16 protein-coding genes are annotated in these 25,438 nt (G+C 70.2%); 12 read left to right on the plus strand and 4 right to left on the minus strand.

Going from position 1 to position 25,438, the window contains the following annotated elements:
- Positions 1 to 86 precede the first annotated feature (86 nt).
- The 4 genes from glmS to ACZ60M_RS09395 all read left to right on the plus strand — a co-directional run bounded on the left by glmS (position 87) and on the right by ACZ60M_RS09395 (position 5,704).
- On the plus strand, positions 87 to 1,955 hold the full coding sequence (glmS, locus tag ACZ60M_RS09380; RefSeq protein WP_465416377.1) for a glutamine--fructose-6-phosphate transaminase (isomerizing): 1,869 nt from the start codon (positions 87 to 89) through the stop codon (positions 1,953 to 1,955).
- A gap of 146 nt (positions 1,956 to 2,101) precedes the next feature.
- On the plus strand, positions 2,102 to 3,709 hold the full coding sequence (gene dacB, locus ACZ60M_RS09385) for a D-alanyl-D-alanine carboxypeptidase/D-alanyl-D-alanine endopeptidase (RefSeq protein ID WP_465416379.1): 1,608 nt from the start codon (positions 2,102 to 2,104) through the stop codon (positions 3,707 to 3,709).
- Positions 3,710 to 3,846: 137 nt separating this feature from the next.
- The gene (locus tag ACZ60M_RS09390) at positions 3,847 to 4,218 is read left to right on the plus strand and encodes a holo-ACP synthase (RefSeq protein WP_270115441.1); all 372 of its coding nucleotides are present in this window, start codon (positions 3,847 to 3,849) and stop codon (positions 4,216 to 4,218) included.
- A gap of 28 nt (positions 4,219 to 4,246) precedes the next feature.
- Complete coding sequence (locus ACZ60M_RS09395) at positions 4,247 to 5,704, plus strand: NAD(P)H-hydrate dehydratase (RefSeq protein WP_465416381.1); 1,458 nt, start codon at positions 4,247 to 4,249, stop codon at positions 5,702 to 5,704.
- Here the strand turns inward: ACZ60M_RS09395 and ACZ60M_RS09400 are convergent.
- The gene (locus ACZ60M_RS09400) at positions 5,679 to 6,170 is read right to left on the minus strand and encodes a cysteine dioxygenase (RefSeq protein ID WP_465416383.1); all 492 of its coding nucleotides are present in this window, start codon (positions 6,168 to 6,170) and stop codon (positions 5,679 to 5,681) included. The genes ACZ60M_RS09395 and ACZ60M_RS09400 overlap by 26 nt on opposite strands.
- Positions 6,171 to 6,511: 341 nt before the next feature.
- Between ACZ60M_RS09400 and ACZ60M_RS09405 the strand changes: the two genes are divergently transcribed.
- A complete protein-coding gene (locus ACZ60M_RS09405) occupies positions 6,512 to 7,468 on the plus strand; it encodes a C40 family peptidase (RefSeq protein ID WP_465416385.1) in 957 nt (318 codons plus the stop codon).
- Between the two features lie 53 nt (positions 7,469 to 7,521).
- On the opposite strand, the gene ACZ60M_RS09410 is transcribed toward ACZ60M_RS09405, so the two are convergent.
- Together ACZ60M_RS09410 and ACZ60M_RS09415 are read right to left on the minus strand one after the other, a co-directional pair.
- Complete coding sequence (locus ACZ60M_RS09410; RefSeq protein ID WP_465416386.1) at positions 7,522 to 9,549, minus strand: SpoIIE family protein phosphatase; 2,028 nt, start codon at positions 9,547 to 9,549, stop codon at positions 7,522 to 7,524.
- Between the two features lie 190 nt (positions 9,550 to 9,739).
- Positions 9,740 to 11,023, minus strand: coding sequence for an LPXTG cell wall anchor domain-containing protein (locus tag ACZ60M_RS09415; RefSeq protein ID WP_465416388.1), 1,284 nt, complete (start codon positions 11,021 to 11,023; stop codon positions 9,740 to 9,742).
- 255 nt (positions 11,024 to 11,278) lie between these two features.
- Between ACZ60M_RS09415 and ACZ60M_RS09420 the strand changes: the two genes are divergently transcribed.
- From ACZ60M_RS09420 to ACZ60M_RS09445, 6 genes are all read left to right on the plus strand, one after another.
- On the plus strand, positions 11,279 to 15,748 hold the full coding sequence (locus ACZ60M_RS09420; protein ID WP_465416389.1) for a HAMP domain-containing protein: 4,470 nt from the start codon (positions 11,279 to 11,281) through the stop codon (positions 15,746 to 15,748).
- The gene (locus ACZ60M_RS09425; RefSeq protein WP_465416391.1) at positions 15,745 to 16,299 is read left to right on the plus strand and encodes a response regulator; all 555 of its coding nucleotides are present in this window, start codon (positions 15,745 to 15,747) and stop codon (positions 16,297 to 16,299) included. Before ACZ60M_RS09420 ends, ACZ60M_RS09425 begins: the two co-directional genes overlap by 4 nt.
- A 184-nt stretch (positions 16,300 to 16,483) precedes the next feature.
- The gene (locus ACZ60M_RS09430; protein ID WP_465416393.1) at positions 16,484 to 16,945 is read left to right on the plus strand and encodes an STAS domain-containing protein; all 462 of its coding nucleotides are present in this window, start codon (positions 16,484 to 16,486) and stop codon (positions 16,943 to 16,945) included.
- A complete protein-coding gene (locus ACZ60M_RS09435; protein WP_465416395.1) occupies positions 16,942 to 18,294 on the plus strand; it encodes a PrsW family intramembrane metalloprotease in 1,353 nt (450 codons plus the stop codon). The genes ACZ60M_RS09430 and ACZ60M_RS09435 overlap by 4 nt, the downstream gene beginning before the upstream one ends.
- Before the next feature lie 472 nt (positions 18,295 to 18,766).
- Positions 18,767 to 19,273: a tRNA adenosine deaminase-associated protein gene (locus tag ACZ60M_RS09440; RefSeq protein ID WP_392959860.1), complete on the plus strand. Its 507-nt coding sequence runs from the start codon at positions 18,767 to 18,769 to the stop codon at positions 19,271 to 19,273.
- 12 nt (positions 19,274 to 19,285) lie between these two features.
- A complete protein-coding gene (locus tag ACZ60M_RS09445) occupies positions 19,286 to 19,801 on the plus strand; it encodes a nucleoside deaminase (protein ID WP_465416397.1) in 516 nt (171 codons plus the stop codon).
- A 171-nt stretch (positions 19,802 to 19,972) separates the two neighbouring features.
- Here the strand turns inward: ACZ60M_RS09445 and ACZ60M_RS09450 are convergent, their stop codons facing one another.
- Positions 19,973 to 22,120 carry a (Fe-S)-binding protein gene (locus ACZ60M_RS09450; protein ID WP_465416399.1) on the minus strand — a complete coding sequence of 716 codons (2,148 nt, stop codon included), beginning with the start codon at positions 22,118 to 22,120 and terminating at the stop codon, positions 19,973 to 19,975.
- A gap of 241 nt (positions 22,121 to 22,361) precedes the next feature.
- Between ACZ60M_RS09450 and ACZ60M_RS09455 the strand changes: the two genes are divergently transcribed.
- Positions 22,362 to 25,397, plus strand: coding sequence for an FG-GAP repeat domain-containing protein (locus tag ACZ60M_RS09455; protein ID WP_465416401.1), 3,036 nt, complete (start codon positions 22,362 to 22,364; stop codon positions 25,395 to 25,397).
- The last annotated feature ends 41 nt before the right edge of the window (positions 25,398 to 25,438 follow it).

Genomic DNA, 25,438 nt, shown 5'->3' on the forward strand with positions numbered 1-25,438 from the left:
CGAACGGCAAGAATGATCAAACGGTGTGATCAGTACTAGGTCATCCGCGCATGAGTGATGCGCGAAACTGCTGTAGGGTTCTTCGCATGTGTGGAATCGTTGGATACGTCGGGGCGCGCAGCGTCGTCGACGTCGTGATCGACGGCCTGCGCCGTCTGGAGTACCGCGGCTACGACTCGGCGGGCGTCGCCCTCGTCTACGACCCCGAAGGCGCCGACCCCTATCTGGAGTTCGACAAGAAGGCCGGGAAGCTCGCCAATCTCGAGGCCGTCCTCGCCGAGCAGGACCGCCCGCTCGGGGCCGCCTGCGGCATCGGGCACACCCGCTGGGCCACCCACGGCGTCCCCTCCGACCGCAACGCCCACCCCCACCTCTCCGCGGACGGGCGCATCGCGCTCATCCACAACGGCATCATCGAGAACTTCGGGCAGCTGCGCGCCGAGCTCGAGGCCGCCGGGATCGAGTTCCAGTCCGACACGGACTCCGAGACAGCCGCGCACCTCCTCGCCCGCGAGTACGCCGTCGACGGCGACCTCACCGAGGCCATGACCCGCGTCTGCGCGCGTCTCGAAGGCGCGTTCACGCTCCTGGCCGTCGCGGCCGACGACCCCGACACCGTGGTCGGCGCCCGCCGCAACTCCCCGCTCGTGGTCGGCCTCGGCGACGGCGAGTACTTCATGGCCTCCGACGTCGCGGCGTTCATCGCCTACACGACCGAGGCGATCGAGCTGGGCCAGGACCAGATCGTCACCATCAACCGCGAGAGCGGCATCACCGTGCGCGGCTTCGACGGGCAGCCGTCCGAAGGCAAGCCGTTCTCCGTGGACTGGGACATCGCCGCCGCCGAGAAGGGCGGCTTCGACACGTTCATGGCCAAGGAGATCCACGAGCAGCCGCAGGCGGTCGCCGACACGCTGCGCGGGCGCATCGACGAGACCGGCCAGATCGTCCTCGACGAGGTCCGCATGTCCGACCAGGACTTCCGCGACATCGACAAGGTCTTCATCGTCGCGTGCGGCACCTCCTACCACGCCGGGCTCGTCACCAAGTACGCCATCGAGCACTGGACGCGCATCCCCTGCGAGGTCGAGCTCGCCTCGGAGTTCCGCTACCGCGACCCGGTGCTCGACCGCTCCACGCTGGTCGTCGTCATCTCCCAGTCCGGCGAGACCATGGACACGCTCATGGCCCTGCGCCACGCGAAGGACCAGAAGGCCCGCGTCCTCGCCATCTCCAACACCGTCGGGTCCACGATCCCGCGCGAGTCCGACGCCGTGCTCTACACGCGCGCCGGGATCGAGGTCGCGGTCGCGTCCACGAAGGCGTTCCTGACCCAGCTCGCCGCCTGCTACCTGGTGGGCCTGCACCTCGCGCAGGTGCGCGGCATCAAGTACGCCGACGAGGTCTCGGCGATCCTCGACGAGCTCGTGGCCTCGCCCGGGAAGATCGCGAAGGTCATCGAGAACCTGGAACCGGTGCGGCAGATGGCCCGCGAGAGCGTCGGGAAGGACCGCGTCCTGTTCATCGGCCGCCACGTCGGCTACCCGGTCGCGCTCGAAGGCGCGCTGAAGCTCAAGGAGCTCGCGTACCTGCACGCGGAGGGCTTCGCGGCGGGCGAGCTCAAGCACGGCCCGATCTCGCTCATCGAGGACGGGACCCCCGTGGTCGCGATCGTGCCGAGCCCGCGCGGCCGCTCGCTGCTGCACGACAAGATCATCTCCAACATCCAGGAGGTCAAGGCGCGCGGCGCGAAGGTCATCGCGATCTGCGAAGAAGGCGACGCGATCACCGCCTCGCACGCGGACTTCGTGATCGAGACGCCCGCGACGCCGACCCTGCTGGCCCCGCTGCTGACCACGGTCCCGCTGCAGGAGTACGCGATCGAGCTCGCCACGGCCCTGGGCCGCGACATCGACCAGCCGCGCAACCTCGCCAAATCGGTGACGGTCGAGTAGGACGTTCGCAATGACGGCGTGCGCGGTGCACCGCGCACGCCGTACGCGTACCTGCGACGACCCGGTTGCTCTGCGTCCCTTTAAGATTCACCACTAGCCACCCGTATCGGGCACCGTTACGCGATCGACACGCCTAGACTCGCGGCGTGAGAAAACGCACCCTGATCTCGAGCGCCGTGGCGATCACCGCCGCAGGCGCCATCACCATCGCGGGCACCGTTGTCGCCCAAGCACAGGAGACCGGCGACGAGGCGCTCGCCGCCGCGATCGACGCGATCCTGACCGACAAGCGCCTCACCGACTCGCAGATCGGCGTCACCGTCGCCGACGCGAACACCGGCGAGGTCCTGTACGAGCGGGGCGGCGCCAAACGCGCCATCCCCGGCTCCAACGACAAACTGACCACCACCGCCGCCGCCCTCCAGAACCTCGGCGGCGACTACACCTACACCACCGAGGTCGCGGGCGACCGCCCCGCGGACGGCGTCGTCGCGGGCGACCTCTACCTGCGCGGCTTCGGCGACCCGACCATCCTCGAAGCCGACTACGACCAGATGGCGAAGGACCTCGCCGCCCAAGGCGTGTCCACGGTCGACGGCGACCTCGTCGCCGACGACACCGCGTTCGACTCGGTCCGCTCCGGCACCGAATGGGGCTGGGCCGACCTCCAGTACACGTACGCCGCCGAGGTCTCCGCGCTCACCGTCGCCTCCGGCAGCGACTACAACGCCGGTTCCGTGCGCGTGTTCATCAAGCCCGGCGCGGCCGCGGGCGACCCCGCCCAGATCAGCATGGCCCCCGCGAACGACTACGTCGAGATCGTCAACAACGCCACCACCGGCACCGCCACGAGCATCGTCGCCGACCGCGACCCGCACGACAACGTGATCCGCATCAGCGGCACCGTGAAAGCGGGCACCTCCGGCACCTACGCGACCCGCTCGGTCATCGAACCGACGCAGCTCGCCGCCGACGTCTTCGCCGACTCCCTCGCGGAAGCGGGCATCACCGTCAACGGCGACGTGCGCTTCGGCGAGGCGACCCCGCAGGGCCTGGAGACCCTCGCGTCCCACCAGTCGATGACCCTCACCCAGCTCACGAGCGTGATCCTCAAGCCCTCCAACGCCTCCGTCGCCGAAGCCCTGTTCAAGACCCTCGGCTACGAGGCGACCGGCAAGGGCACCTTCGCAAGCGGCAAGGCCGCCACGTACGCCGGGATCGAGCAGTACGGCGTCGACACCGGGCCCATCCGCCAGGTCGACGGCTCCGGCATCTCCCGCCACAACATGATGACGTCGAACATGCTCACCGACCTCCTCGTCGGCGCCAAGAAGGCCCCCTGGTTCGACACCTGGTACGGCTCGCTGCCGGTCGCCTGCACCGACGGCACCCTCGCCAGCCGCATGTGCGGCACCCCCGCCGCCGCGAACGTGCGCGCCAAGACCGGCTCGATGACCAGCGTCTCGGCCCTCTCCGGATACGTCACCGACGCCGACGGCCGCGAACTCGTCTTCGGCATCGTCGTCAACGACTTCCTCTGGTCCACCGTGAAGGACATCGAGGACAAGATCGCGGTCGCCGTCGCCTCGCACAGCACCGCGACGACCGAAGCCGAGATCAGCACCTTCTCCTCCGAGATCGACACGCCCGACTTCGCGGAACTCGAAGCCGAAGCCGAGGAAGCGGCGTTCCCGGCCGAGGGCGAGATGCCCGCAAGCCTCGAATGCACCTGGTACGAACCCGCCATCTGCTAAAACGGCTGCAGCGCAACCGAACACACGACGAGGGCCCGGCCGGGCAACGGCCGGGCCCTCACCCGCGCTCCGTCACCCGTGGCGGTGAACCTTCAGATGCGGGGGCGGTACGCCCGATCCCGTGGCACTCTTGGGGGGTGATCGTCGCCGTAGGCATAGACGTAGTGGCAGTGGACCGGTTCGAGCGCGTGCTCGAACGGACCCCGCACGTCGCCGAGAAGCTCTTCACCGAAGCCGAACGCCGCACCCCCGACGGGCACGCCCGCCGCACCGAGTCCCTCGCCGCCCGCTTCGCTGCCAAAGAAGCCGTCGCCAAAGCACTCGGCGCCCCCGGCGGCATGCACTGGGCCGACTGCCAAGTCCTCTCCCTCCCCGACGGCCGCCCCACATTGACCATCACCGGAACGGTGGCTGCAGCAGCCGAGCAGCGTGGCGTCTCACGCTGGCACGTCTCGCTGTCGCATGATGGCGGTATCGCTACAGCGGTGGTGATCGCCGAAACGGCATGACGGCCCAACAGGCCTGAGAGGGAACACCATGGACGGTGCCTGGTCAGCAGCGGCAGTACGCCGCGCCGAAGCCCAGCTGATGGCCCAGCTCCCGCCGGGCACCCTCATGCAGCGCGCCGCCGCCGGACTCGCCGTCGAATGCGCCCGCATTCTCAAGCGGCGCAAGCACGGCGGCGTCTACGGCTCCACCGTCACCGTCCTCGCCGGACCCGGCGACAACGGCGGCGACGCCCTCTTCGCCGCGGCCCGCCTCGCCAAGCGCGGCGCCCGCGTCTTCGCCGTCCCGGTCATGGGCGAACGCGTCCACCCCGTCGCCGCCGCCGCACTCACCAGGGCCGGAGGCCGACTCGTCGCCCGCCCGCCCCGCCACTGCGACCTCCTCCTCGACGGCGTCCTCGGCATCGGCGGCCGACCCGGCCTCCCCGGCCGCGCCATCGACGCGCTCGCCGCCATCGACGCCGGGGTCATCGTCGCCGTCGACGTCCCCTCCGGAGTGGACGTCGACACCGGCGCCGTCCCCGGCAGCGCCGTCACCGCCGACGTCACCGTCGCCTTCGGATCGCGCAAACCCTGCCACGTCCTCGGCCGCGCCGCACTCCTCGTCGGCCGCCTCGTCCTCGTCGACATCGGACTCGGCCCCTACCTCGACCCGCACCCGGCCGTGCGCGTCGCGCGCGACGAGGACCTCTCGGATTGGTGGCGCGAGCCCGGCCCCGACGACGACAAGTACACGCGCGGCGTCGTCGGCGTCGCAGCCGGCTCGGAGCAGTACCCGGGCGCGGCCGTCCTCGCCGCCTCCGGCGCCCTCGCCGGGCCCGCCGGGTACGTCCGCTACGCAGGGACCGCCGCCGAGCACGTCCGCCGCCGCCACCCCGAAGTGGTGTGCACGCAGGAGGTCAAAGAGGCCGGACGCGTCCAGGCCTGGCTCGCCGGACCCGGCTTCGGCACCGACGAGGCCGCACTGGCGGAGCTGCGGCACGTCCTCGAATCGCCTGCGCCCGTGGTGCTCGACGCGGACGCTTTGACGCTCATCGGCGAGTACCCGTCGGTGCTGTCGCAGCGGGAGGCGCCGGTGGTCCTCACGCCGCACGACCGCGAATACGAGCGGCTGTACGGCTCGCCGCCCGCCGAGGACCGGGGCGCGGCGGCTGCCGCGCTGGCGAAGCGGTTGAACTGCACGGTGCTGCTGAAGGGGCACCACACGGTGGTCGCCTCGAGCGACGGCGAAGTGTGGGCGAACCCGACCGGGCGGCCGCAACTGGCGACGGCCGGATCGGGCGACGTGCTGGCTGGCTTCATGGCCTCGCTGCTCGCCTCGGGCATGTCGGGAGTGAAGGCCGCGGTCGCCGCTTCGTACCTGCACGGCCGGGCGGGAGGCATCGCCGCAGCGGGCCACCGCACCGTAACGGCGTCAGACGTAGCGAGGGCCCTCCCGCAAGCGGTAGGCGAGACGCTGTCGGCTACCAGTCCTCGCCCGCGCGCATGATCTTCGACGGCGCGAGGCCGGTCTCGTCGAGCAGGTAGGTCCGCATCGCCTCGAGCCCGGGCGAGTACACGTGGAGGCTCACGGCCGGGGCGTCGGAGAGGTTCCGCATCCCGTGCACCGTGCGGTCGTCGACCACCGACACCGCGCCCTTGCCGAGCGTCGTCCGCTTCAGGCCCGGGAAGTCGCCCGGCTGCACGGTGAACTCGGTCAGCTCGCCCGACACCACCGCGACCGCCGCAGCGGCGGGGCGTGCGACGCCGCCGTGGTCGTGGAGGTCGGTGCCCTGGCCGGGCAGCCAGGCGAGGAGCCACGCCTCATGGCCGGGCCCGGCGAGCACCTTCCGTGCCCACCGGCTGCCTTTCGTGAAGCGCGGGTTGAGGTGGAGGTTCGCGGCGTAGAACGCGGCGAGCGACTCGAGGCGCTCGGTGGCGAGGGCGGCGGGCGGCAGCAGCAGACTGGAGCTCATCTGGGTGAATCGTCTTTCGATGCGTCGGAACGGTTGTCGGCGAGGACGCGCCGAGCGGCACGGGGCGCTCAGCGCTGGTGACAGCGGCGACAGGGACACATCGGGGAGGTCATGCGGGCAATGGTACCAATTCCCAGCCAACTCACAGGAGCGACACACCATCGGTGGAATGCTCGTTACGCTGCGAATTTGTCACTCCCTGGGGCTACCCGCCCGTAATCTCGCGCGCTAGGCTCATGTTCGGCCTCCCGGCGGCGCCCCCAGCGCCGTGCATCCGACGGGCGGCCCCGTGCGTGTTTTGAGTGCACCCCGTCTTCCCATCCCGAAGGAGCGCCCTCCTCGTGAAGCAGTCGCCTGTTCGACGCAAGTGGATGTCCGCCGCCGTTGCCGGTGGCCTGCTGGTCACCGTCGGTTCGGGGCCCGCCTGGGCACAGGACTCGCCTGAGGACATCAACGCCGAGATCGAGGACCTGGACGTCGACCTCGCGGCGGCCGTCGAGGAGTACAACCAGCTCGCGTCCGAGGTGGACGACAACCGGGAGCTCATCGAGGAGACCGAGGCGAACCTCCAGACCGCCGAGGCCGACCTCGACGTGCTGCGCGACGAGCTCGCCGACTTCATCGGCGAGACCTATGTGGACCAAGGGGTCGGGGACGCGGCGCTGCTGCTCGAATCGGGCACGCCCGACGCGTTCGTCGAGCGCATGGACCGGCTGAACTCGGCCAACCTCTACAACTTCGACCTCATGGACGACCTCCGCGTCGCGACCGAGGAGTACGCGACCCAGCGCGACCTGCTCACCGACCTCCAGGCCGACCTGGAGGCCGAGCAGGCGAACCTGCAGAAGGCGGCCGACGACCTCACCGCGCGCATGGACGACCTCGAAGAGGAGTGGAAGACCGCCGCGGGCGAAGAGGTCCTCGAGTACGACCTGCCGCGCATGAGCGACGACCAGTGGGCCGTCGTGGACTTCGCGCTCGACCAGATCGGCGAGCCGTACGTGTGGGGTTCGGCCGGCCCGGACTCGTGGGACTGCTCGGGCCTCCTGCTCGGCGCCTACGACCAGATCGGGATCGGCCTGCCGCACAACGCGGCCGCGCAGTGGGACATGGTCGCGCACATCAGCGAGGACGAGCTGCAGCCGGGCGACTTCGTGTTCTACAACGGCCTCGCGCACGTGGGCATGTACATCGGCAACGGCCTGGTCGTGCACGCCCCGAACTCGACCACCGTGGTGAAGGTCGTCGACCTCCACCACGGCAACAGCTACTACGGCGCGGGCACGCTCCTGCACTAAGGCAACGGAAAAGGGCCCCGCGAGTCGACTCGCGGGGCCCTTTTCCGTTGCTGTTACCGGGGATCGCAGCGGACGACGAGGATGGCGATGTCGTCGCGCGGGGATTCGGGGGAGAACGCCTCGACGGCCTCCAGCAGGGCCGTGGCGATCTGCCTGGCGCCCTTGCCCGCCGCGTCCCGCACGGCCCGCTCGATGCGTTCGTGGCCGAACATGGCGGCGCCGTCGCGGCGCTCGGTGACGCCGTCGGTGAAGAACACGAGGGCGTCCCCGGCGTCGAGGCGGACCTCCTCGGGGTTGACCTTGACGTCGGGGAAGAGCCCGACGGCGGTGCCCTCGCGCCCGACCCAGGCGGTCTCTCCGTCGGCGCGCAGCAGCAGCGGCTTCTCGTGGCCCGAGAGGCACAGGGTCGCGTTCAGGGTGCCGTCGCGGCGCGGGTCCAGGAGCGCGGACGCGATGGTCGCGTACCGCATGTCGCCGGGCTGCTCCAGGAGCGTGGCGTTGAGCAGTTCGAGGGCGCGCGGCAGCGGGCGGCCGTCGCGGGCCATGACCCGCAGGACGTCGCGCACGACGCCGGTGACGGCCGCGGCCTGCGCGCCCTTGCCGCACACGTCGCCGATCGCGACCCACAGGCGGTGGTCGGCGAGCTCGGTCGCGTCGTAGAAGTCGCCGCCGACCTCGGTGCCCGAAACCGGGCCCGGCCCGGACCCGGGCAGGCGGCGCGCGGTCGCGGGCAGGTACTCGGCGGCGAACGACACGCCGGCGACGTCAGGCAGCGAGCCGGGCATGAGCGCGGCCTGCAGCTCGTTGGCGACGGCCTGGCGCTCGGCGTGGATGCGGGCGTTGTCGAGGGCGAGTGCGCTGCGCTTGGCGAGGTCGGCGACGACCGCGCGCTCCTCTGAGGAGTGCTGGCGGTCGAGGTGCTTGCCGACGGTGAGGACGCCGATCGTGGCGCCGCGCGCCGAGAGCGGCACGGCGATGCCGTCGAGGCCGCGCGGCACCGGCAGCTCCATGCCCGTCCAGCCGTCGGTGGCGAGCGCGGCGGCGAGCGCCGGGGCCGCGGTGTCGAGCTTGGCCCGCAGGTGCTCCAGCTCGCCTTCCTCGGCGTGCGTGAGGGAGGCGAGGCGCAGGTCGGGGCCGTCGCCGGTGAGGTGGACGGCGGCCCAGCGGCCGAGCTGCGGGACGACGAGCTGCGGGATGAGCGCTACCGTGAGGTGCTCTTCGAGGGAGTGGGCGAGGAGCTCCCCGGCTTCGGCGAGGTAGGTGAGCCAGCCGGAGCGGCGCTGCTCGTCGGTGCGCATCCGGTCGATCTGGATGGCGAGCGCGATGCGTTCGGCGACGAGTTCTGCCAGGGGCCGCCAGGACGGCTCGGGGTCTCCGGCGAGCATGAGCTTGCCGGTCGCGGGGGCGGTGAGCGGCAGGGGGACGGCGACGGAGACGGTGCCGACGTCGCCGAACTTGGCGAGGATCTGCGCCCCGGCCCCGTCCCCGGCGTCGTACTCGATGGCGCCGCCCGCGGCGGCGGTCGCGTCGTGGCAGCGGGCGAGGAGCTCGGTGACGATCTGGTCCACGGGCAGTCGCGACTGGATCGCGGGGGCGACGGTGAGGAGCGCGGCGAGCTGGCTGAGGTCGGGCAGGCGGGTCTCGGTGTCGGCGTCCGGGTCGGGGCGGGTGGCCGGGCGGGCGTCGGGGTCGCGGTCGATGCGGAACCAGATCGACTTGCCGGTCTGGTCGTGGGTGGTGCCCCAGGAGGACGCGAACCGGTCGACGAGGAGGAGGCCGCGGCCGCCTTCGGCGGTGACCTCGGGCATGGCGGCGTCGATCGGGTCGATGCCGCCGGAGCGGTAGTCGGTGACGGTGACGCGCACGCCGATGGGGTCGGCCGCGACCGTGAGGTTGATGTCGGTGCCGGCGTGGACGACGCCGTTGGTCGCCAGTTCGGTGGTGAGCAGCAGGGTCTCGTCGAGCAGCTCGGTGAGCCCGGCTTCGGTGAGCACCGCGCGGACGGCGGCGCGGGCGGCGGCGGGGGAGCGGTCGTCGGCCGGGAGCCGGAGGCGCCGGGCGAACCTCTCGGGGTACGTCACGGGCCCAAGTCTATGCCGGTCCGGTAACGGTGCGGGGGACCGTGTCGCCGCGTCGGGCCCGTCTGTCGGGCGGTGTTCGGATACGTTGCGGGGCAGGGGAAATGCGAAACGGCGGCCGTCCGGGAGGGCGGCCGCCGTTCAAGCGGAGTCGGTCAGGGTTCTCTCGTACCTCGGCAGACCCCTTAGGGATCTACTCCCAGGTGGTCGCGGCCTTGCGGCGGCGCAGCATGAAGAACACGACCGCACCGGCGAGCAGCGCGGCGGCGGCCGAGCTGATCAGGATGATCGAGGAGTTGCCGGTGGTCGGCAGCTGGCCGGAGCCGGAGGCGTCGGTCTCGACCACTTCGACTTCGGTGTCGCCGGGCAGTTCCTCTTCGCCGCCGAGTACGTCGGCGGTGAACAGCGCCATGCCGTAGCCGGTGCTGAGGTATTCCTCGTCGGCGGCTTGGTCGACCTCGACGAGCTCGAACTGGTTGTCGCTGGTGAGGTCAATGAAGCGTCGCTCGAGGTCGAGCGTGGCCTCGTTGAGGTCCCAGGCGCTGTAGTAAGCCCCGCCGAAGTCGGCGAGGTCGCCGTTGACGAGGTAGTCGACGGGCGTGTCGGGGCTGGCCTCGAACACGGTGCCCGCACCGGGGGTGAAGTCCTCGATGATGCACTTCACGCCGCCGATGTAGTCGATGCAGTTGTCGTACTCGGCGATCGCCTCGATGTCGTCGGTGTACTCCACGGTGCCCGCTTCGCTGAACCAGGTGTCGAGGTCGACCGAGTCCGAGAAGAACACCGCGGTGGCCGCGAACTCGTCGCCGAACTCGGAGTCGGTCTCGACGCGGAACTGCGGGGCCGCGGGGAGCACGGAGCCGGCGGTGGCGCCCTCATAGAGGTAGTTCAGGTGCGAGGCCTGGAAGGCGCCCTTGGCGCCGATCTCGGCCACGGGCTCCCCGCCGGGGAGCTCGACGGGGTCTTCGCCGCCGTCCTCGCCGGACCCGAAGTCCTCGCTGACGGTGATCTCGCCTTCCCAGTCGAGCTCTTCCGTGCCGTTGACCTTGACCTTCGCGAAGTAGAACGCGGTGTCGCCGGGCGTGCCGGCTTCGCCGAGCCCGAGTTCGAGGCTGAAGAAGTTGCCTGCGAGGTCGGCGGTCCCGTCGTCGACGCAGGTGAGGATGTTGCCGGTGAACTCGCATCGCTCGTCGTACGCGGCGGCCACCGTCACGATGCCGGCGGAGTCGGAGAGGTCGACGGTGACCTCGACGACGTCGCCTTGGAGGGGGTCGGGCCCTTCGACCGCGATGTAGGCCTCCTGGCCTTCGTACTCGAGCGTGCCGACCGCTTCGTTGGTGTCGACGAGGTTGAACCAGGCGTCGACGTACTCGTAGTCGGTCTGCGCGAAGGCCGGGGCCGCCGCCGCGAGCGTCAGAGCCGCTGCGGCAGTGCCGGCGCCCGCGATGCGGAGGCCGGTCTTACTGGGGGTAGACATGCGTCTCCTATGAAGGTGTCTTCGGTTTGGGGGGTGCGGCGCTCTCGCGGGCTCCACTGGCGCGTGACCGGCCCGCGGGGGCGCTGCGATAGATCACACGCACCACAGGAGACACCGGTTGCGAAATTCTGTCAGTTTTCTTTCCCTAACGTCGAGTGACCGAACACAATGCCCTGAGTAACCTGCCTTCACGTTTGCCGCCTTCATGTGACAACCTGGTACGGACGCCTGTCTCCGCAGCTGAGGAACCACGCCATGACGGACACCGTTTCCCGTACAGCGAGCCCGATCGACGAGTCGGACCTGCTCCGCAGCCTGGCCGACGCGCTCGGCGCCGTCGAGCGGGGCGACTTCTCGGTGCGGCTCCCGCGCGGCGAGGGCCTCGCCGGGGAGGTCGTCGACCGGTTCAACGCCGTGGTCGAGCAGGCCGACCGGCAGACCCGGGACCTCGCGCTCATCGCCCGCGCCGTCGGCCAGGAGGGCTCCTGGAACCACCGGCTCGTCATCGAGCACCTCGACGGCGGCTGGTCCGAAGGCGCCGCCAGCGTGAACCGCCTGGTCGAGGAGCTGGTGCGCCCCACCATCGAGCTCGGCCGCGTCCTCGAGGCGGTCGCCGCGGGCGACCTCACCCAGGAGGCCGTGCTCGAGATCGAGGGCAGGCAGCTCCGCGGCGAGTTCCGCCGCCTCGGCGAGACCGTGAACCAGATGGTCGGGCTGCTGCGCTCCTTCGCGGGCGAGGTCACGCGCGTGGCCCGGGAAGTGGGCACCGAAGGCCAGCTCGGAGGGCAGGCCGACGTCCAGGGCGTCTCCGGCACCTGGCGGTCGCTGACGGACGCCGTGAACACCATGGCCTCCAACCTGACCGAGCAGGTCCGCTCCATCTCGACGGTGACCAGGGCGATCGCCGCCGGTGACCTGAACCAGAAGATCACCGTCAAGGCCTCCGGCGAGATCGCCGAGCTCGCCGACACCATCAACTCCCTCACCGCGACCCTGCAGGTCTTCGCGGGCGAGGTCACGCGTGTCGCCCGCGAGGTCGGCACGGAGGGCCGCCTCGGCGGCCAGGCCGAGGTCCCAGCCGTCTCCGGCACCTGGAAGGACCTCACCGACTCGGTGAACGACATGGCCGCGAGCCTCACCGACCAGGTGCGCGACATCGCCAAGGTCACCAGCGCGGTCGCGCGCGGCGACCTGACGCAGAAGATCGCCGTCCCCGCGCAGGGCGAGATCCTCGAGGTCAAGACCACCGTCAACACGATGGTCGACCAGCTCTCCAGCTTCGCCGACGAGGTCACGCGCGTGGCGCGCGAAGTGGGCACGGAGGGCCGCCTCGGCGGCCAGGCCCAGGTGTTCGGCGTCTCCGGCACCTGGCGCGACCTGACGCAGAACGTGAACCAGCTCGCCTCCAACCTCACCGAACAGGTCCGCTCCATCTCCACCGTCACCGCGGCCGTCGCGCGCGGCGACCTGACGCAGAAGATCGCCGTCGACGCCCAGGGCGAGATCCTCGAGGTCAAGACCACGGTGAACATCATGGTCGACCAGCTCTCCAGCTTCGCCGACGAAGTGACCCGCGTGGCCCGCGAGGTCGGCAGCGAGGGCCGCCTCGGCGGCCAGGCGAACGTGCAGGGCGTCTCGGGCACCTGGAAGGACCTCACCGAGAACGTGAACCTGATGGCGTCGAACCTGACCGCCCAGGTCCGCAACATCTCCTCCGTCGCCACCGCGGTCGCCACCGGCGACCTGTCGCGTCAGATCACCGTCGACGCGCGCGGCGAGATGCTCGAACTGAAGTCGACGATGAACTCGATGGTCGCGCAGCTGTCCCAGTTCGCCGACGAAGTGACCCGCGTGGCCCGCGAAGTGGGCACCGACGGCCGCCTCGGCGGCCAGGCGAACGTGCAGGGCGTCTCCGGCATCTGGGAGGCCCTCACCGACAACGTGAACTCCATGGCCTCCAACCTGACCGCCCAGGTCCGCAACATCTCCTCCGTCGCCACCGCCGTCGCCCGAGGCGACCTCAACCGGCAGATCACCGTCGACGCGCAAGGCGAGATGCTCGAACTGAAGACCACCATGAACACGATGGTCGCCCAGCTCTCCCAGTTCGCCGACGAGGTCACCCGCGTCGCCCGCGAGGTGGGCACCGACGGCGTCCTCGGCGGGCAGGCCAACGTCCAGGGCGTCTCCGGCACCTGGAAGGACCTCACCGAGAACGTCAACTCGATGGCCTCCAGCCTCACCAGCCAGGTCCGCGACATCGCCTCCGTCACCACGGCCGTCGCGCGAGGCGACCTGACCCAGAAGGTCACCGTCGACGTCCAAGGCGAGATGCTCGAACTCAAGACCACCGTGAACACCATGGTCGAGCAGCTCTCCAGCTTCGCCACCGAGGTCACCCGCGTCGCCCGCGAGGTCGGCGTCGAAGGCAACCTCGGCGGCCAGGCGGAAGTCGCGGGCGTCTCCGGCACGTGGCTCGCCTTGACCCGCAACGTGAACTCGCTCGCCGCGACGCTCACACTCCAGCTGCGCGCCATCGCGAACGTCGCCCACGCCGTCGCCCGAGGCGACCTCACCCAGTCCGTCGACTTCGAGGCCGCCGGTGAGATCGCCGACCTCACCGAGTCGATCAACCAGATGATCACCGCCCTGCGCGACAAGACCCGCCAGAACACCGACGCGGACTGGCTCAACTCCAACCTCGCCCGCATCTCCTCGCTCCTGCAGGGCCGCAGGGGCGTCGAAGAGGTCACCCGCATGGTCCTCGACGAGGTCACGCCCCTCATCGACGCGCAGACCTCCACGTTCTACGTCCGCCACGAGGACGTCTCCGGGCACGTCACCTACCGGCTCAACGCCGTCTACGGCCACCCCAACCCCGGCGAGAAGAAGCTCATCGAGGACAACGAGGGCATGGTCGGCCAGGCCGCCGCGTCCAAGCGCACCATCCACCTGCACGACATCCCCGAGGGCTACCTGGAGATCTCCTCGGGCCTCGGCCAGGCCACCCCGACCGACCTGATCATCCTGCCCGTCCAGTTCGGCGACAAGGTCAGAGGCGTCATCGAGTTCGCCTCGTTCAACACCTATTCGGGACTGCACAAGCGGTTCCTGGACGCGCTGGCCCCGAACGTCGGCGTCACGCTCGCCACGATCGAGGGCAACGCGCGCACCGAGGTGCTGCTGCGCGAGTCCCAGCGGATGGCGCAGGAGCTGCGGGCGCAGTCGAACCGGTTGCAGGAGACCAACGTCGAGCTGGAGGAGAAGGCGCAGCTGCTCTCGGCGCAGAACAAGGCGATCGAGCTGAAGAACGAAGAGGTCGAGACCGCCCGCAAGGACATCGAGGAGAAGGCCGAGCAGCTCGCGCAGGCCTCGAAGTACAAGTCGGAGTTCCTCGCGAACGTCTCGCACGAGCTGCGTACGCCGCTGAACTCGCTGCTGCTGCTCGCCCGGCTCCTGTCGGAGAACTCGGACGGGAACCTCTCGGAGCGCCAGATCGAGTTCGCGCGCACCATCTACAACGCGGGCACCGACCTGCTCACGCTCATCGACGACATCCTCGACCTGTCGAAGATCGAGGCCGGGCGCATGGACGTGTCCGTCCACCCGGTGGACCTCGCCGAGATCCTCGGCGACATCGAGGCGGCGTTCCGGCCGCAGGCCGAGGACAAGGGCCTGGACTTCAAGGTCGACGTGGGTGCCGGTGTGCCGCAGCTGATGCAGACCGACGGCCAGAAGTTCCAGCAGGTCCTGCGCAACCTCCTGTCGAACGCCGTCAAGTTCACGCGGGTCGGGTCGGTGACGCTCGCGGTGCGGCGCGTCCCGGCGGACCTGCGCTTCGACGCCCCGCACCTGAACGCGGCGGGCGAGCGGCTCGCGTTCAGCGTCGTCGACACCGGTATCGGTGTGGCCGAAGGCAAGAAGGGCATCATCTTCGAGCCGTTCCAGCAGGCCGACGGCACCACGCGGCGCACGTTCGGCGGCACCGGGCTGGGCCTGTCGATCTCGAAGTCCCTGTCGCTCATGCTCGGCGGCGACGTGTTCATCGAGCACACCGGCGACGCCGGGTCGAAGTTCACGTTCGTCGTACCGGTCGAGATCGACGCCGACGGCGACTACACGCCCGTCCGCTCCGAGCTCCCGGCCGTGCGCGAGCCCTCCCCCGGCATCCTCACGGGCGCACCGGAGACGCCCTCGTCCTCGGCCGCGGCCCAGCACCTCGAAGGCGCCACCGTCCTCATCGTCGACGACGACATCCGCAACGTCTTCGCGCTCACCGCCGCGCTCGAGCTGCACGGCATCGACGTTCACTACGCCGAGAACGGCGCGGACGGCATCGACGCGCTCCAGCACCACCCGGGCATCGACATGGTGCTCATGGACTCGATGATGCCGGGCATGGACGGCAACGAGACCACGCGCGTCATCCGCCGCATGCCGCAGTTCGCGGACCTGCCGATCGTGTTCCTCACCGCGCAGGCCCTCGCCGAGCAGCGCGAGAAGTCCGTCGAGGCCGGCGCGAGCGCGTACCTGACCAAGCCCGTGGACCTCGACCTGCTGCTGGACACCATGTCGCAGTGGATCGTCACGGCCCCGGGAGGGAACGGGCGCCACGCTGCGCGAGGCGGCGCACACGAGGCGGCCCCCACGGGCGGGCGGGCCGCGTCCGAACGCGACAATCCCGTTCGCGACAATGACGGACCGACCGTTGGAGGCACCGCATGAGCACCGCCCGCGTCCTGCTCGTTGACGACCGTTCCGAGAACCTCCTCGCACTGGAAGCCATTCTCCAAGGGTTGCCGGTGAACACGATCGCGGTCACGTCCGGCGAGGAGGCGCTGAAGCGGCTCCTGTCGGAGGACTACGCGGCGATCCTGCTGGACGCCCAGATGCCCGGCATGGACGGGTTCGAGACGGCGCGGCACATCAAGCAGCGCGAGAAGACCCGGCACACGCCGATCATCTTCCTGACCGCGGCCGACCGGGACGCGCACCTGGCGATGCGCGGGTACTCGGTGGGCGCGGTCGACTACATCACGAAGCCGTTCGACCCGTGGATGCTGCGCACCAAGGTGAAGGTGTTCATCGACCTGTGGGCGCAGGGGCAGGCGCTGCGGCAGACCTCGGAGCGGACCAGGGACCTGCGCGAGCGCGAGGGGCACCTGACGCGCCGCCTCGACCAGGCCCGCGACGCCCTCGCCGCCTGGCAGGACGGCCGCGACGCCGACCCCGAGATCGCCCGCATCCTGGGCCTCCTGGAGCCGGGTCAGGCTTAGCGGGCACGCTGAAGAGGTTCGACCGCGGATTGGGCCCCCCGTCTCAACCCTGACATGTGGGTGAGACACCGGGGCCTCACCCGCTGGTCGAACCGAGGACTCGAACCCCAACTCCGACAAGGTTTCGCGTTCTATCCGGCGCCGGAGGTCCTCCTTTCGTGGGAAACCGGTTAGGGTTGTCCTCGTGACGCACCAGAAGCTCGACATCTCGGTACACCGCGAGGCGAACGAGACGATCGTGGTGCTGACCGGCGAAATCGACCTGCACACCGCGCCGCGGCTCTCCGCGGCCGTCGACGCCGCCCTCGTGGACGACCCCGTGCGCGTCGTCCTCGACATGCGGGGCGTGACCTTCTGCGACTCGCGCGGACTGGGCACGCTCGTCATCGTCGCGCGCGCCGCCGCCCGCGCCCGCGCGGTGCTCGTCCTCGCCAACCTCGGCGACTTCCTCAAGCGCCTCCTCGCCGTCTCCGGCATCGGCGAGCACTTCGTCATCCGCGAGCCCGCCCCCGAGGCCGAGAGCCCCGTGCTGGGCCTCAGCGACATCGAGGAGACCGGCACCGACTCGGGCCAGACCCTCGGCCGCCCCGGCCCCGCACCGCACCCCGGCGCCCAGTCCGACCCCGGCCAGGAGCCCCCGCGATGAACCTCACGACCACGGCGCAGGCGATCCTCGGCGCCGCCGCCATCCTCGCGCTCGGCGGCATCGCGCTCGCCTGGATCGGCCTGGCCCGCAAGGCCAAGGGCGTCCTCGCCTCCGGCGTCGCCCTGCTCTTCGCGGGCGGCGCCACGGTCCTCGCCTGGGCCATCGTCGAAGGCGCCGGCGCCCAGGCCTTCGCGGTCGGCCTCGCCGCCGCCGTCGTGCCCGCGCCCCTGCTCGTCGGCACGTTCCTGTGGCTCGGCCGCTACCGGCGCCGCCCCTGGCTCGTGCTCGCGTTCTGCTTCGGCTGGGGCGCGTGCGTCGCGACCGCGATCTCCCTGGTCGTCAATACCGGCGCCTCGATCCTCCTGGAACGCAACGACCTCGACCCGAATCTCGCGGCCGTCGTCTCCGCCCCCGTGATCGAGGAGATCTCCAAGCTCCTCGGCCCGCTCCTGGTCTACTGGACCGCCCGCCGCCACCTCACCGGCACCCTCGACGCCCTCGTCTACTGCGGACTCGCCGGGGCCGGGTTCGCCGTCGCCGAGAACGTCCTCTACGCCTCCGGCGCGTACCTGTACGGCGCCGAGTCCCTCGACGCCGCCGCCGGGATCGCGCAGGTCACCATCCTCGTCGCAGTGCGCGGCCTCGCCACCATGTTCGCCCACCCGCTCATGACCGGCCTCTCCGCGATCGGCCTCGGCAAGGCCGCCCGCAGGCCCGGCCGCAAGGGCCTGCAAACGGTCTGGATCATCGGGATGCTCCTGTGCGGCATGGGCCTCCACGCCCTGTGGAACGGCTCCTCCGTCCTCGGCGTGAACCTCGACATGCCCGCGCTGTGGTTCGCGCTCTACCCGGCGTTCCTGGCGCCCCTGTTCTTCACGATGGTCGGCGCAGCCCTGTGGCTGCGCGCCGCCGACGCCCGCCGCACCCAGACCTCGCTCGCCCCCATGGTGGCCGCCGGGCAGGTCTCGCCGCCCGAGCTGGCGTCCCTCGCGACGTTCTCGCGCCGCGCCGCCGCCCGCGCCTGGGCCCACCGCCACCGCGGCAAGCCCGGCGAGAGCGCCATGAAGGACTTCCAAAGGGCCGCCTCCGATCTCGCCGAGCAGTACGACCTGGCCTCCATCGGCAGGCCCTGGGACGAGCGGCGCATCGAGCACGCCGTCCACACCATGCACGCCGCCCGCGCCGTATACGCCGGGGCCGACCCGCAGACGCCCCCCGCGCTCTGGGACGGCCGCCGGTACCACGTGACCTTCCCCGACGGCCAGGTCCGCCCCGTCGAGCCGCCCCCGCAGCCGGTGATGCCGCTACCGCTGGCGCCCCTTCCTGCGTACCCTGTCCCGTATGCATGAGGGACCCATCGGGCCCACCTCCTGGGCCAGTCCCGAGGCGCACCCGCCGCGCTCGGGGCGGCCGCGCTGGAGGGAGCCCCACCAAGTCCGCGTCGGGCCCGTAGCGGCCGGCTCGGCCCTGTCCGGGCTGTGGGTGCTCCTGTGGCTCTTGGCATACGCCAGGAGCACCGGCGAGGCCCTGCCCACAGGGGCGGGCTTCGCCTGGGTGACTTTGGCCGCGAGTACGATCGGAGCGGTCGCCGCCGCGCTGCTGGCGCGCTACGGTGACCGCGGGGCAGCGGTCGGCGTAGCGGCGGTCGCAGGGACGGCCGCTGGCGTCACGGGGCTCTCATGCGAGCTGTATCTTTTGCTGACCGGCGACTGGATCCTGTGGTTACATCAACCGCGGGTCGCCACATCCTTCAGTAGGTCGTATCGAACGGCTGCCCAATCGGGCCGCAGGTTCCATTGAATGAGAAGACGGGGACGGATCGTGTCGTATTTCGCTGTGGCTGTGGGCCGCGAGGGCGACGAGTGGGAGGCCGCGGAGGTCGACCTCGACGCTGTTGCCGACGTCGAGGACGCGGCTGAGGCCATGCGTGAGGCTTTCCCTGACGCCGACTTGACGCTGCTGTTCGTCGACGCCGACGACGAGTACCTGACGGTGATGCGCCTCGACAACGGTGACGACCTGCGCACCTTCGGCTCCGACGCCGAGTACGCGTCGCAGTCGCGCCTGGGCGAGGCCCTCCTGGGAGACCTCGAACCCGAGGACACCGAGGAGATCGACACCGAGGACGAGGAGTCCATCTCGGCCCGCCCGACCGAGCTCGACGCCGAGCCCGTCGGCGAGGCGGACGTGCTGGGCGACCTGGGCGTGCCCGGTTCGACCCTGCTGGCCCTGTGCGCCAAGGAAGGCATGATGCCCTCCGACGTGGTCGCCGAGGTCGCCAAGACCATCGGCTTCGCCGAGGCCCTGGAAGACGCCACCGGCTCCTAGAGCCGCAGCCCCATGCAGTCCCGCCGCGAGGTCCACGAGCACTGGATGCGCCGCGCCCTCGAGATCGCGCGCACCGGAGGCCTCCCGGCGGACCGGCAGCCCCAAGCCGACACCCCGAACCCCGAACCCGCCGCGCCTCGCGGCGACCTCCCGGTGGGGGCGTTGGTCATCGGCCCGGACGGGCGCGAACTGGCGGCCGCCTCGAACGCCCGCGAGGCCCTGGGCGACCCGACCGCGCACGCGGAAGTGCTGGCGCTCAGGGAGGCCGCTGCGGCCCACGGCGACGGGTGGCGGCTCGAGGACTGCACCCTCGTGGTGACTCTGGAGCCGTGCACGATGTGCGCCGGGGCGGCGGTGCTCGCCCGGGTGGGTGAAATCGTGTTCGGCGCTTGGGAACCGAAGACGGGCGCGGTCGGCTCCCTCTGGGACGTCGTCCGCGATCCCCGCCTCAACCACAACCCGGACGTCTACGGCGGCATCCTGGAAGCCGAGTCGGCGGCACTGCTGCGGCGGTATTTCGGGCGCTAGCCTTCAAATCGGACACCCGGGGACCCCCCAATTTCCATGCTCCCACGGGGGTCCGACATCGCTTGGAGCGCTGGGCGTTTCCCGGCGTCAGCCTTCAAAACGGACATGCGAAGGACCCCCGATACCTAGGGTGGCACGGGGGTCCGACATCGTTCCTGACCTGGTCGGCCGCTATTCCGCAGCGACCGCCTTCTCCTGGCGCTTCTCCTGCGTCCTCGCGAGCAGCTGCGCGATGTCGATGACCTCGACATCTTCCCGGCCCGCGTCGGCGACGCCGTCGCGCAGCATCGTGGAGCAGAACGGGCAGCCGACCGCCACCGTCTTCGCGCCGGTCGCGACGGCCTCGTCGGCCCGTTCCCGGTTGACGCGCTTGCCGAGCGGCTCTTCGAGCCACATCCGCGCACCGCCGGCGCCGCAGCAGAACGAGCGCTCCTCGGTGCGCGGCATCTCGGTGACCTCTGCGAACGAACCGAGCAGTTCCCTTGGCGGCGTGAAGATCCGGTTGTGCCGTCCCAGGTAGCACGGGTCGTGGTAGGTCAGCTTGCCCTCGTGCTCCTCGACCGGCGTGATCTTCCCGGCGTTCACGAGGTCGTTCAAGAGCTCCGTGTGGTGCACGACCTCGTAGTTGCCGCCGAGTTCCTTGTACTCGTTGCCGACGGTGTTGAGGCAGTGCGGGCAGGTCGCGACGATCTTCACGGCGCCGACCTCGTTGAGCGTCTCGACGTTCTGCTCGGCGAGCATCTGGAACATGAACTCGTGCCCGATGCGCCGCGCCGAGTCGCCCGTGCACGTCTCGGCCTCGCCGAGGACCGCGAACTTCACGCCCGCGTCGTGCAGGAGCGTCGCGACCGCGCGGGAGGTCTTCTGCGCCTTGGGGTCGTAGGCGCCCGCGCAGCCGACCCAGTACAGGTACTCGAAGTCCCCGCCCGCTTCGGCGATCGGCACCTCGAAGTCGAGCGGTTCGGCCCACTTGAGGCGGTGGGCGGGGTTCTCGCCCCACGGGTTGCCCTTGTTCTCGAGGTTGCGGAGCATGGTCTGCGCCTCGTCGGGGAAGTCCGACTCGATCATGACCATGTTGCGGCGCAGGTCGAGGATGTGGTCGACGTGCTCGATGTCGACGGGGCACTGCTCGACGCAGGCGCCGCAGGTGGTGCACGACCACAGGACGTCGGGGTCGATCACGTTGCCGATGATGTTGATCTTCTGGTGCGGGTCCTCGCCGCCGCGCTCGGCCGCGATCGCCGCCGCCTTGAGGTACGGGGCCTGCTCGTACAGGTGGTCGCGCAGGTCCGTGATGAGCTTCTTGGGCGACAGGGGCTTGCCGGTGTTCCATGCGGGGCACTGGGACTGGCAGCGCCCGCACTCGGTGCACGTGGAGAAGTCGAGGAGGCCCTTCCACGAGAAGTCGGCGATCGTGGCGACGCCGAACGGCTGCGTCTCGGGGTCGGCGGTCTCGAAGTCGGCGGGTTCGCCGTCGATGAGCATGGGCTTGGCGGCGCCGAGGCTGGCCGCGCCGTCGGCGCTGCGCTTGAAGTAGATGTTGAAGAACGCGGTGACGCGGTGCCAGCCGATGCCCATGGACGGGATGAGCGCGAGCATGAGGAAGAACGTCCAGGAGACGAGGATGTCGAGCCCGGCGACGAGGGTGACGGCGGTGTGGAGGGACTCTGGGGAGGCGCCGCCCCACAGGTCCGCGATGAGCACCGAGACCGGCGAGGTCCATTCGTGGTCGATCTCGCCGAGCGCGACCTTGAACGAGCGGATCGCCATGTGCGACACGACGATCGTGAAGATCGTCGCTTCGATGTAGAAGGCCATCCACTGCCGGGAGCCCTCGAACCGCGACGACGACCGACGCTGCCCGTCCTCAGACGCGGTGCCCTGCGGCTCCACCCGGTGCGTGCGGGGCTGCCTGGCGAGGCGGATCGCGAACAGGGTGACGATGGCGAGGCCGGTGAGCACGGTCAGGATCTCCGAGCCGAGCAGCCACAGGCTCCAGTGCCCCACGATCGGCAGGCTCAGCTCGGGGTTGATCACCTCGAAGTAGGACTGCAGCAGGGCCGGGAACAGCAGGAAGAACCCGAAGAACACCGCCCAGTGGGCCAGGCCGACCCAGGTCCACTTGAGCATCTTGGTGTGCCCCAGCGTCTCCCGCAGCATGGTCTTGATGCGCGCGTCGCGTTCGCCCTTCCGGGTCTTGTCGGCCGAGCCGAGCCTGATGAGCTCGAGCATCCCGAGCCCGGCGCGGACGAACAGCCCGATGGCGACCGCGGTGTACGCGAACGCGACCGTGGCCGTGACGATTTGGACGACTCCCATGGCGACCTCTCGACGTGCTGTCTTCACGACAGTGCGGTGTTCCCGATCACGATACATGTTACTGATCAGTAGCCACCCGGTCCAGGCGGCCCCGCCGTAGCAGTCCTGCCGGACCCGCACGTGAGGTGGCGCTCAGGTGGATTCGGTTGCAACCGGTCTCCATCAATGCGCGTGTAGTCAGCACCGGACCCTCCCGGTCCCCATAACCCCCAGCTCAACGGCTAACTGAACAAGGAGCCCCATGTCCCCTGATTCCCCCAGGGCCCGCCGGGCAGGCCTCCGCCTGCTCGCCGCGACAGCGGCGGGAGCCACCGCGGCAGCCGCCTTCGCGGCCCCAGGTGCGGCGGCAGATATCCCCGGCATCTACGGCGACCCGGTCGCCGCGGTCTCGCTCTCGCCAGACCTCGACAACACCGAGATGGCCCCGAGCTCGATGACCGTGGACTACACCTACGCCGTCACCGGCGACACCACGACCCACACGGTCGTCACCGAGCTCGCCTTCGACGACCCCTACGGCGTCCTCGACATCACCACCGCCGACCCGGCCTGCGACGTCTCCACCCCCTCGAAGATCGTCTGCTCCGCCGACGCCGGGGAGCACACCGAGTTCCTCTTCGAGGTCGTCCCCGCCGCCAGTGCAGAGGACGAGGTCTTCGACTACACGTTCAAGGCCACGGTCGACGGCTACGACGTCCCGGGCAGCACCGGCGGCTTCGGCGTCGCTGCCGACTACGACGTCCACAACCCCTATGCCCACGGCGACTTCGTGCAGACCAACGTCGTCGAGGACGACAACATCCTGGTGAAGCCGGTCTTCTATCAGGCCTTCGACCTGGCCCCCACCACCGAGGCCGTCGTCGTCCGCTTCGCCGACCCGGTCTCCGGCGCCGAGCTCGACACCACCGGGCTCGCATCCGTGAGGGACCTATACGACAACTGCAGGGCCACGATCGACGCCGCCGGCGCCACCGGACTCGAGTGCGTCATCACCGACTTCTCCGATGCCAAGGGCCAGTTCCTGACCCTCAGCGCGGGGGTCGCCTACAAGATCGCTTCGGACGTAGTCGGACCGCTCGACGTGTGCGGCTGCCAGTACAGCGTCGAGACGATCAACGCCGCCACGCTCGCCGAGGAGTACGACAACCTCTCCTGGGCCACCGGCAACGGCACCTCGGTCGGCCTCGCCACCGCGCCCGAAGGCTGGACCGGCGCGGAGGAGTCCAAGGCCTACTACTGGGGCGGCGTCACCCTCACCACCGCGGCGAACGACTACGACCTGGCCGTCGAGGAGATCTTCCTCGAAGGCGGCCTGAACGCCACGACGACGGTCACCACCACGGTCACCAACGGCGGCCCGGCCGCGGCCGACGACCTCTACCCGGCCGACGGCTCCTACCTGGTCCGCGCGCAGCTGCCCCAGGGCACCGAGCTCGTGCGCGTCGACAGCGACGGCAACGGGACCTGGGACTGCTACGGCGCCGACTCGCTCGACGCCGTCTACGCGCAGACGACCGGCACCGCTCTCGAATGGTTCGACTTCGCCTGTGCCATCGACGGGTTCGAGCCCGGCGAGTCCGCGGACCTCACCCTCACCGTGAAGCTCACCGATACCACTTCGTACCAAGGCGCGATCGAGATCGGCGCGGTCTACGGCGAGGGCGAGTACGAAGGCGACTTCGCCAGCGACTTCCGGCTCATCTACAACGAGGCCGTCGAGTACCGGTACGACTACAACCGGGACGGCTACGAGGACCTCCTCGTGATCCGCAAGTCCGACGGCGCACTGCGCTTCTACGCGGGGCACAGCGGCGGGGCCTACAACGCCGCCGTCACCGTCGGCACCGGCTGGGGCCACATGGACATCGTCATGGGCGGCGACCTCACCGGCGACGACGTGCCCGACTTCGTCGCCCGCGACAACAAGACCGGCATCCTCTACACCTACCCGGGCAACGGCGAGGGCGGCCACGGCGCCCGTATCTCGAACGGTCTCGGCTGGGGCAAGCTCGGACAGATCTCCGTCGGCCAGTACGACGGCGACGGCAGCCCCGATATCGTCGCGACCTCGTTCACCGACGGGAACATGTACCTCTACGAGGGGCTCGGCAACGGCAAGTTCGGCGCCCGAGTGCTCTTCGGCACCGAGTGGGACGGATACGACGTCATCACCTCGGTCGGCGACCTCGACGCTGACGGCATGGACGAGTTCCTGACGCGCTGGAACACCACGGGGATGCACTACATCCTCACGTCCCAGGGCGAGGTCCACGAGTTCAAGCAGGACCTGGAGGAGTACCCCTACAGCACCGACCGCCGCTTCGAGCAGGTCGTCGGTGTCGGCGACTTGAAGCGCGACGGCAAGAACGACATCGCCGCCGTCGACGTCAGGAACGGGCAGCTGGTGGCGCGCACCTTCGACCCGGCGCAGGGCCCCACGGTCGACACCAGGGTCCTCGGCAGCAGCGGCTGGAACACCGTCCGCCTGCCCGTGGTCATGCTTGACCGGACCTACGACTATGACGGCGACGGCTTCAGCGACTTCATCGCCCAGCGCAAGTCCGACGGCGACGTCCGCCTCTACTACGGCACCGGCAAGGGCCACGCCACGCCCTGGAACTTCTGCGAGGACTGCGACGGCATCACCGCGATGGCCGCGGGCGGCGACTACACCTCTGACGGCCGAATCGACCTGGTGTACCGCAGTTACGACGGCGGGCTGTACGTGATCCACGGGATCGACGACGGCGTCCACTACGGCTTCGACGGCGAAGACGTCTACGTCGGCTCCGGCTGGAACGGCATGAGCGACATCAGCGGCGGGCACGACTACACCAGCGACGGCAGGGACGACCTCGTCGCCCGCCACACCTCGACCGGTGTCCTGTACGTGTACCCGGGCAAGGGCGACGGGACCTTCGGCGCTCGCATCAAGGTCGGCACCGGCTGGAGCGGCATGCGCGAGACCAACGCGGTCGGCGACCTCGACCACGACGGCCACGCCGACCTGCTCTCGATCGCGAAGTCCGACAGCTGCCTGTACCTCTACAAGGGCAACGGCAACGGCACCTTCAAGTCCCGCGTGCAGGTCAGCTGCGGCTGGAAGTCCTACGAGGCCATCACCGGCGTCGGCGACTTCAACCGCGACGGCCACGCGGACTTCCTCTCCCGCCGGGTCACCGACGGCATCCTGTTCCTCTACCCGGGCAACGGGGCGGGCGGCCACGGCTCGCGCGTCCAGATCGGGACCGGCTGGAACGCGATGAACATCGCCTAACGGCGCGGTTCTGCAACAGCAGTGAATGAGGGGAGCCCCGC

It is taken from the genome of Glycomyces sp. NPDC050141, from assembly GCF_055586545.1.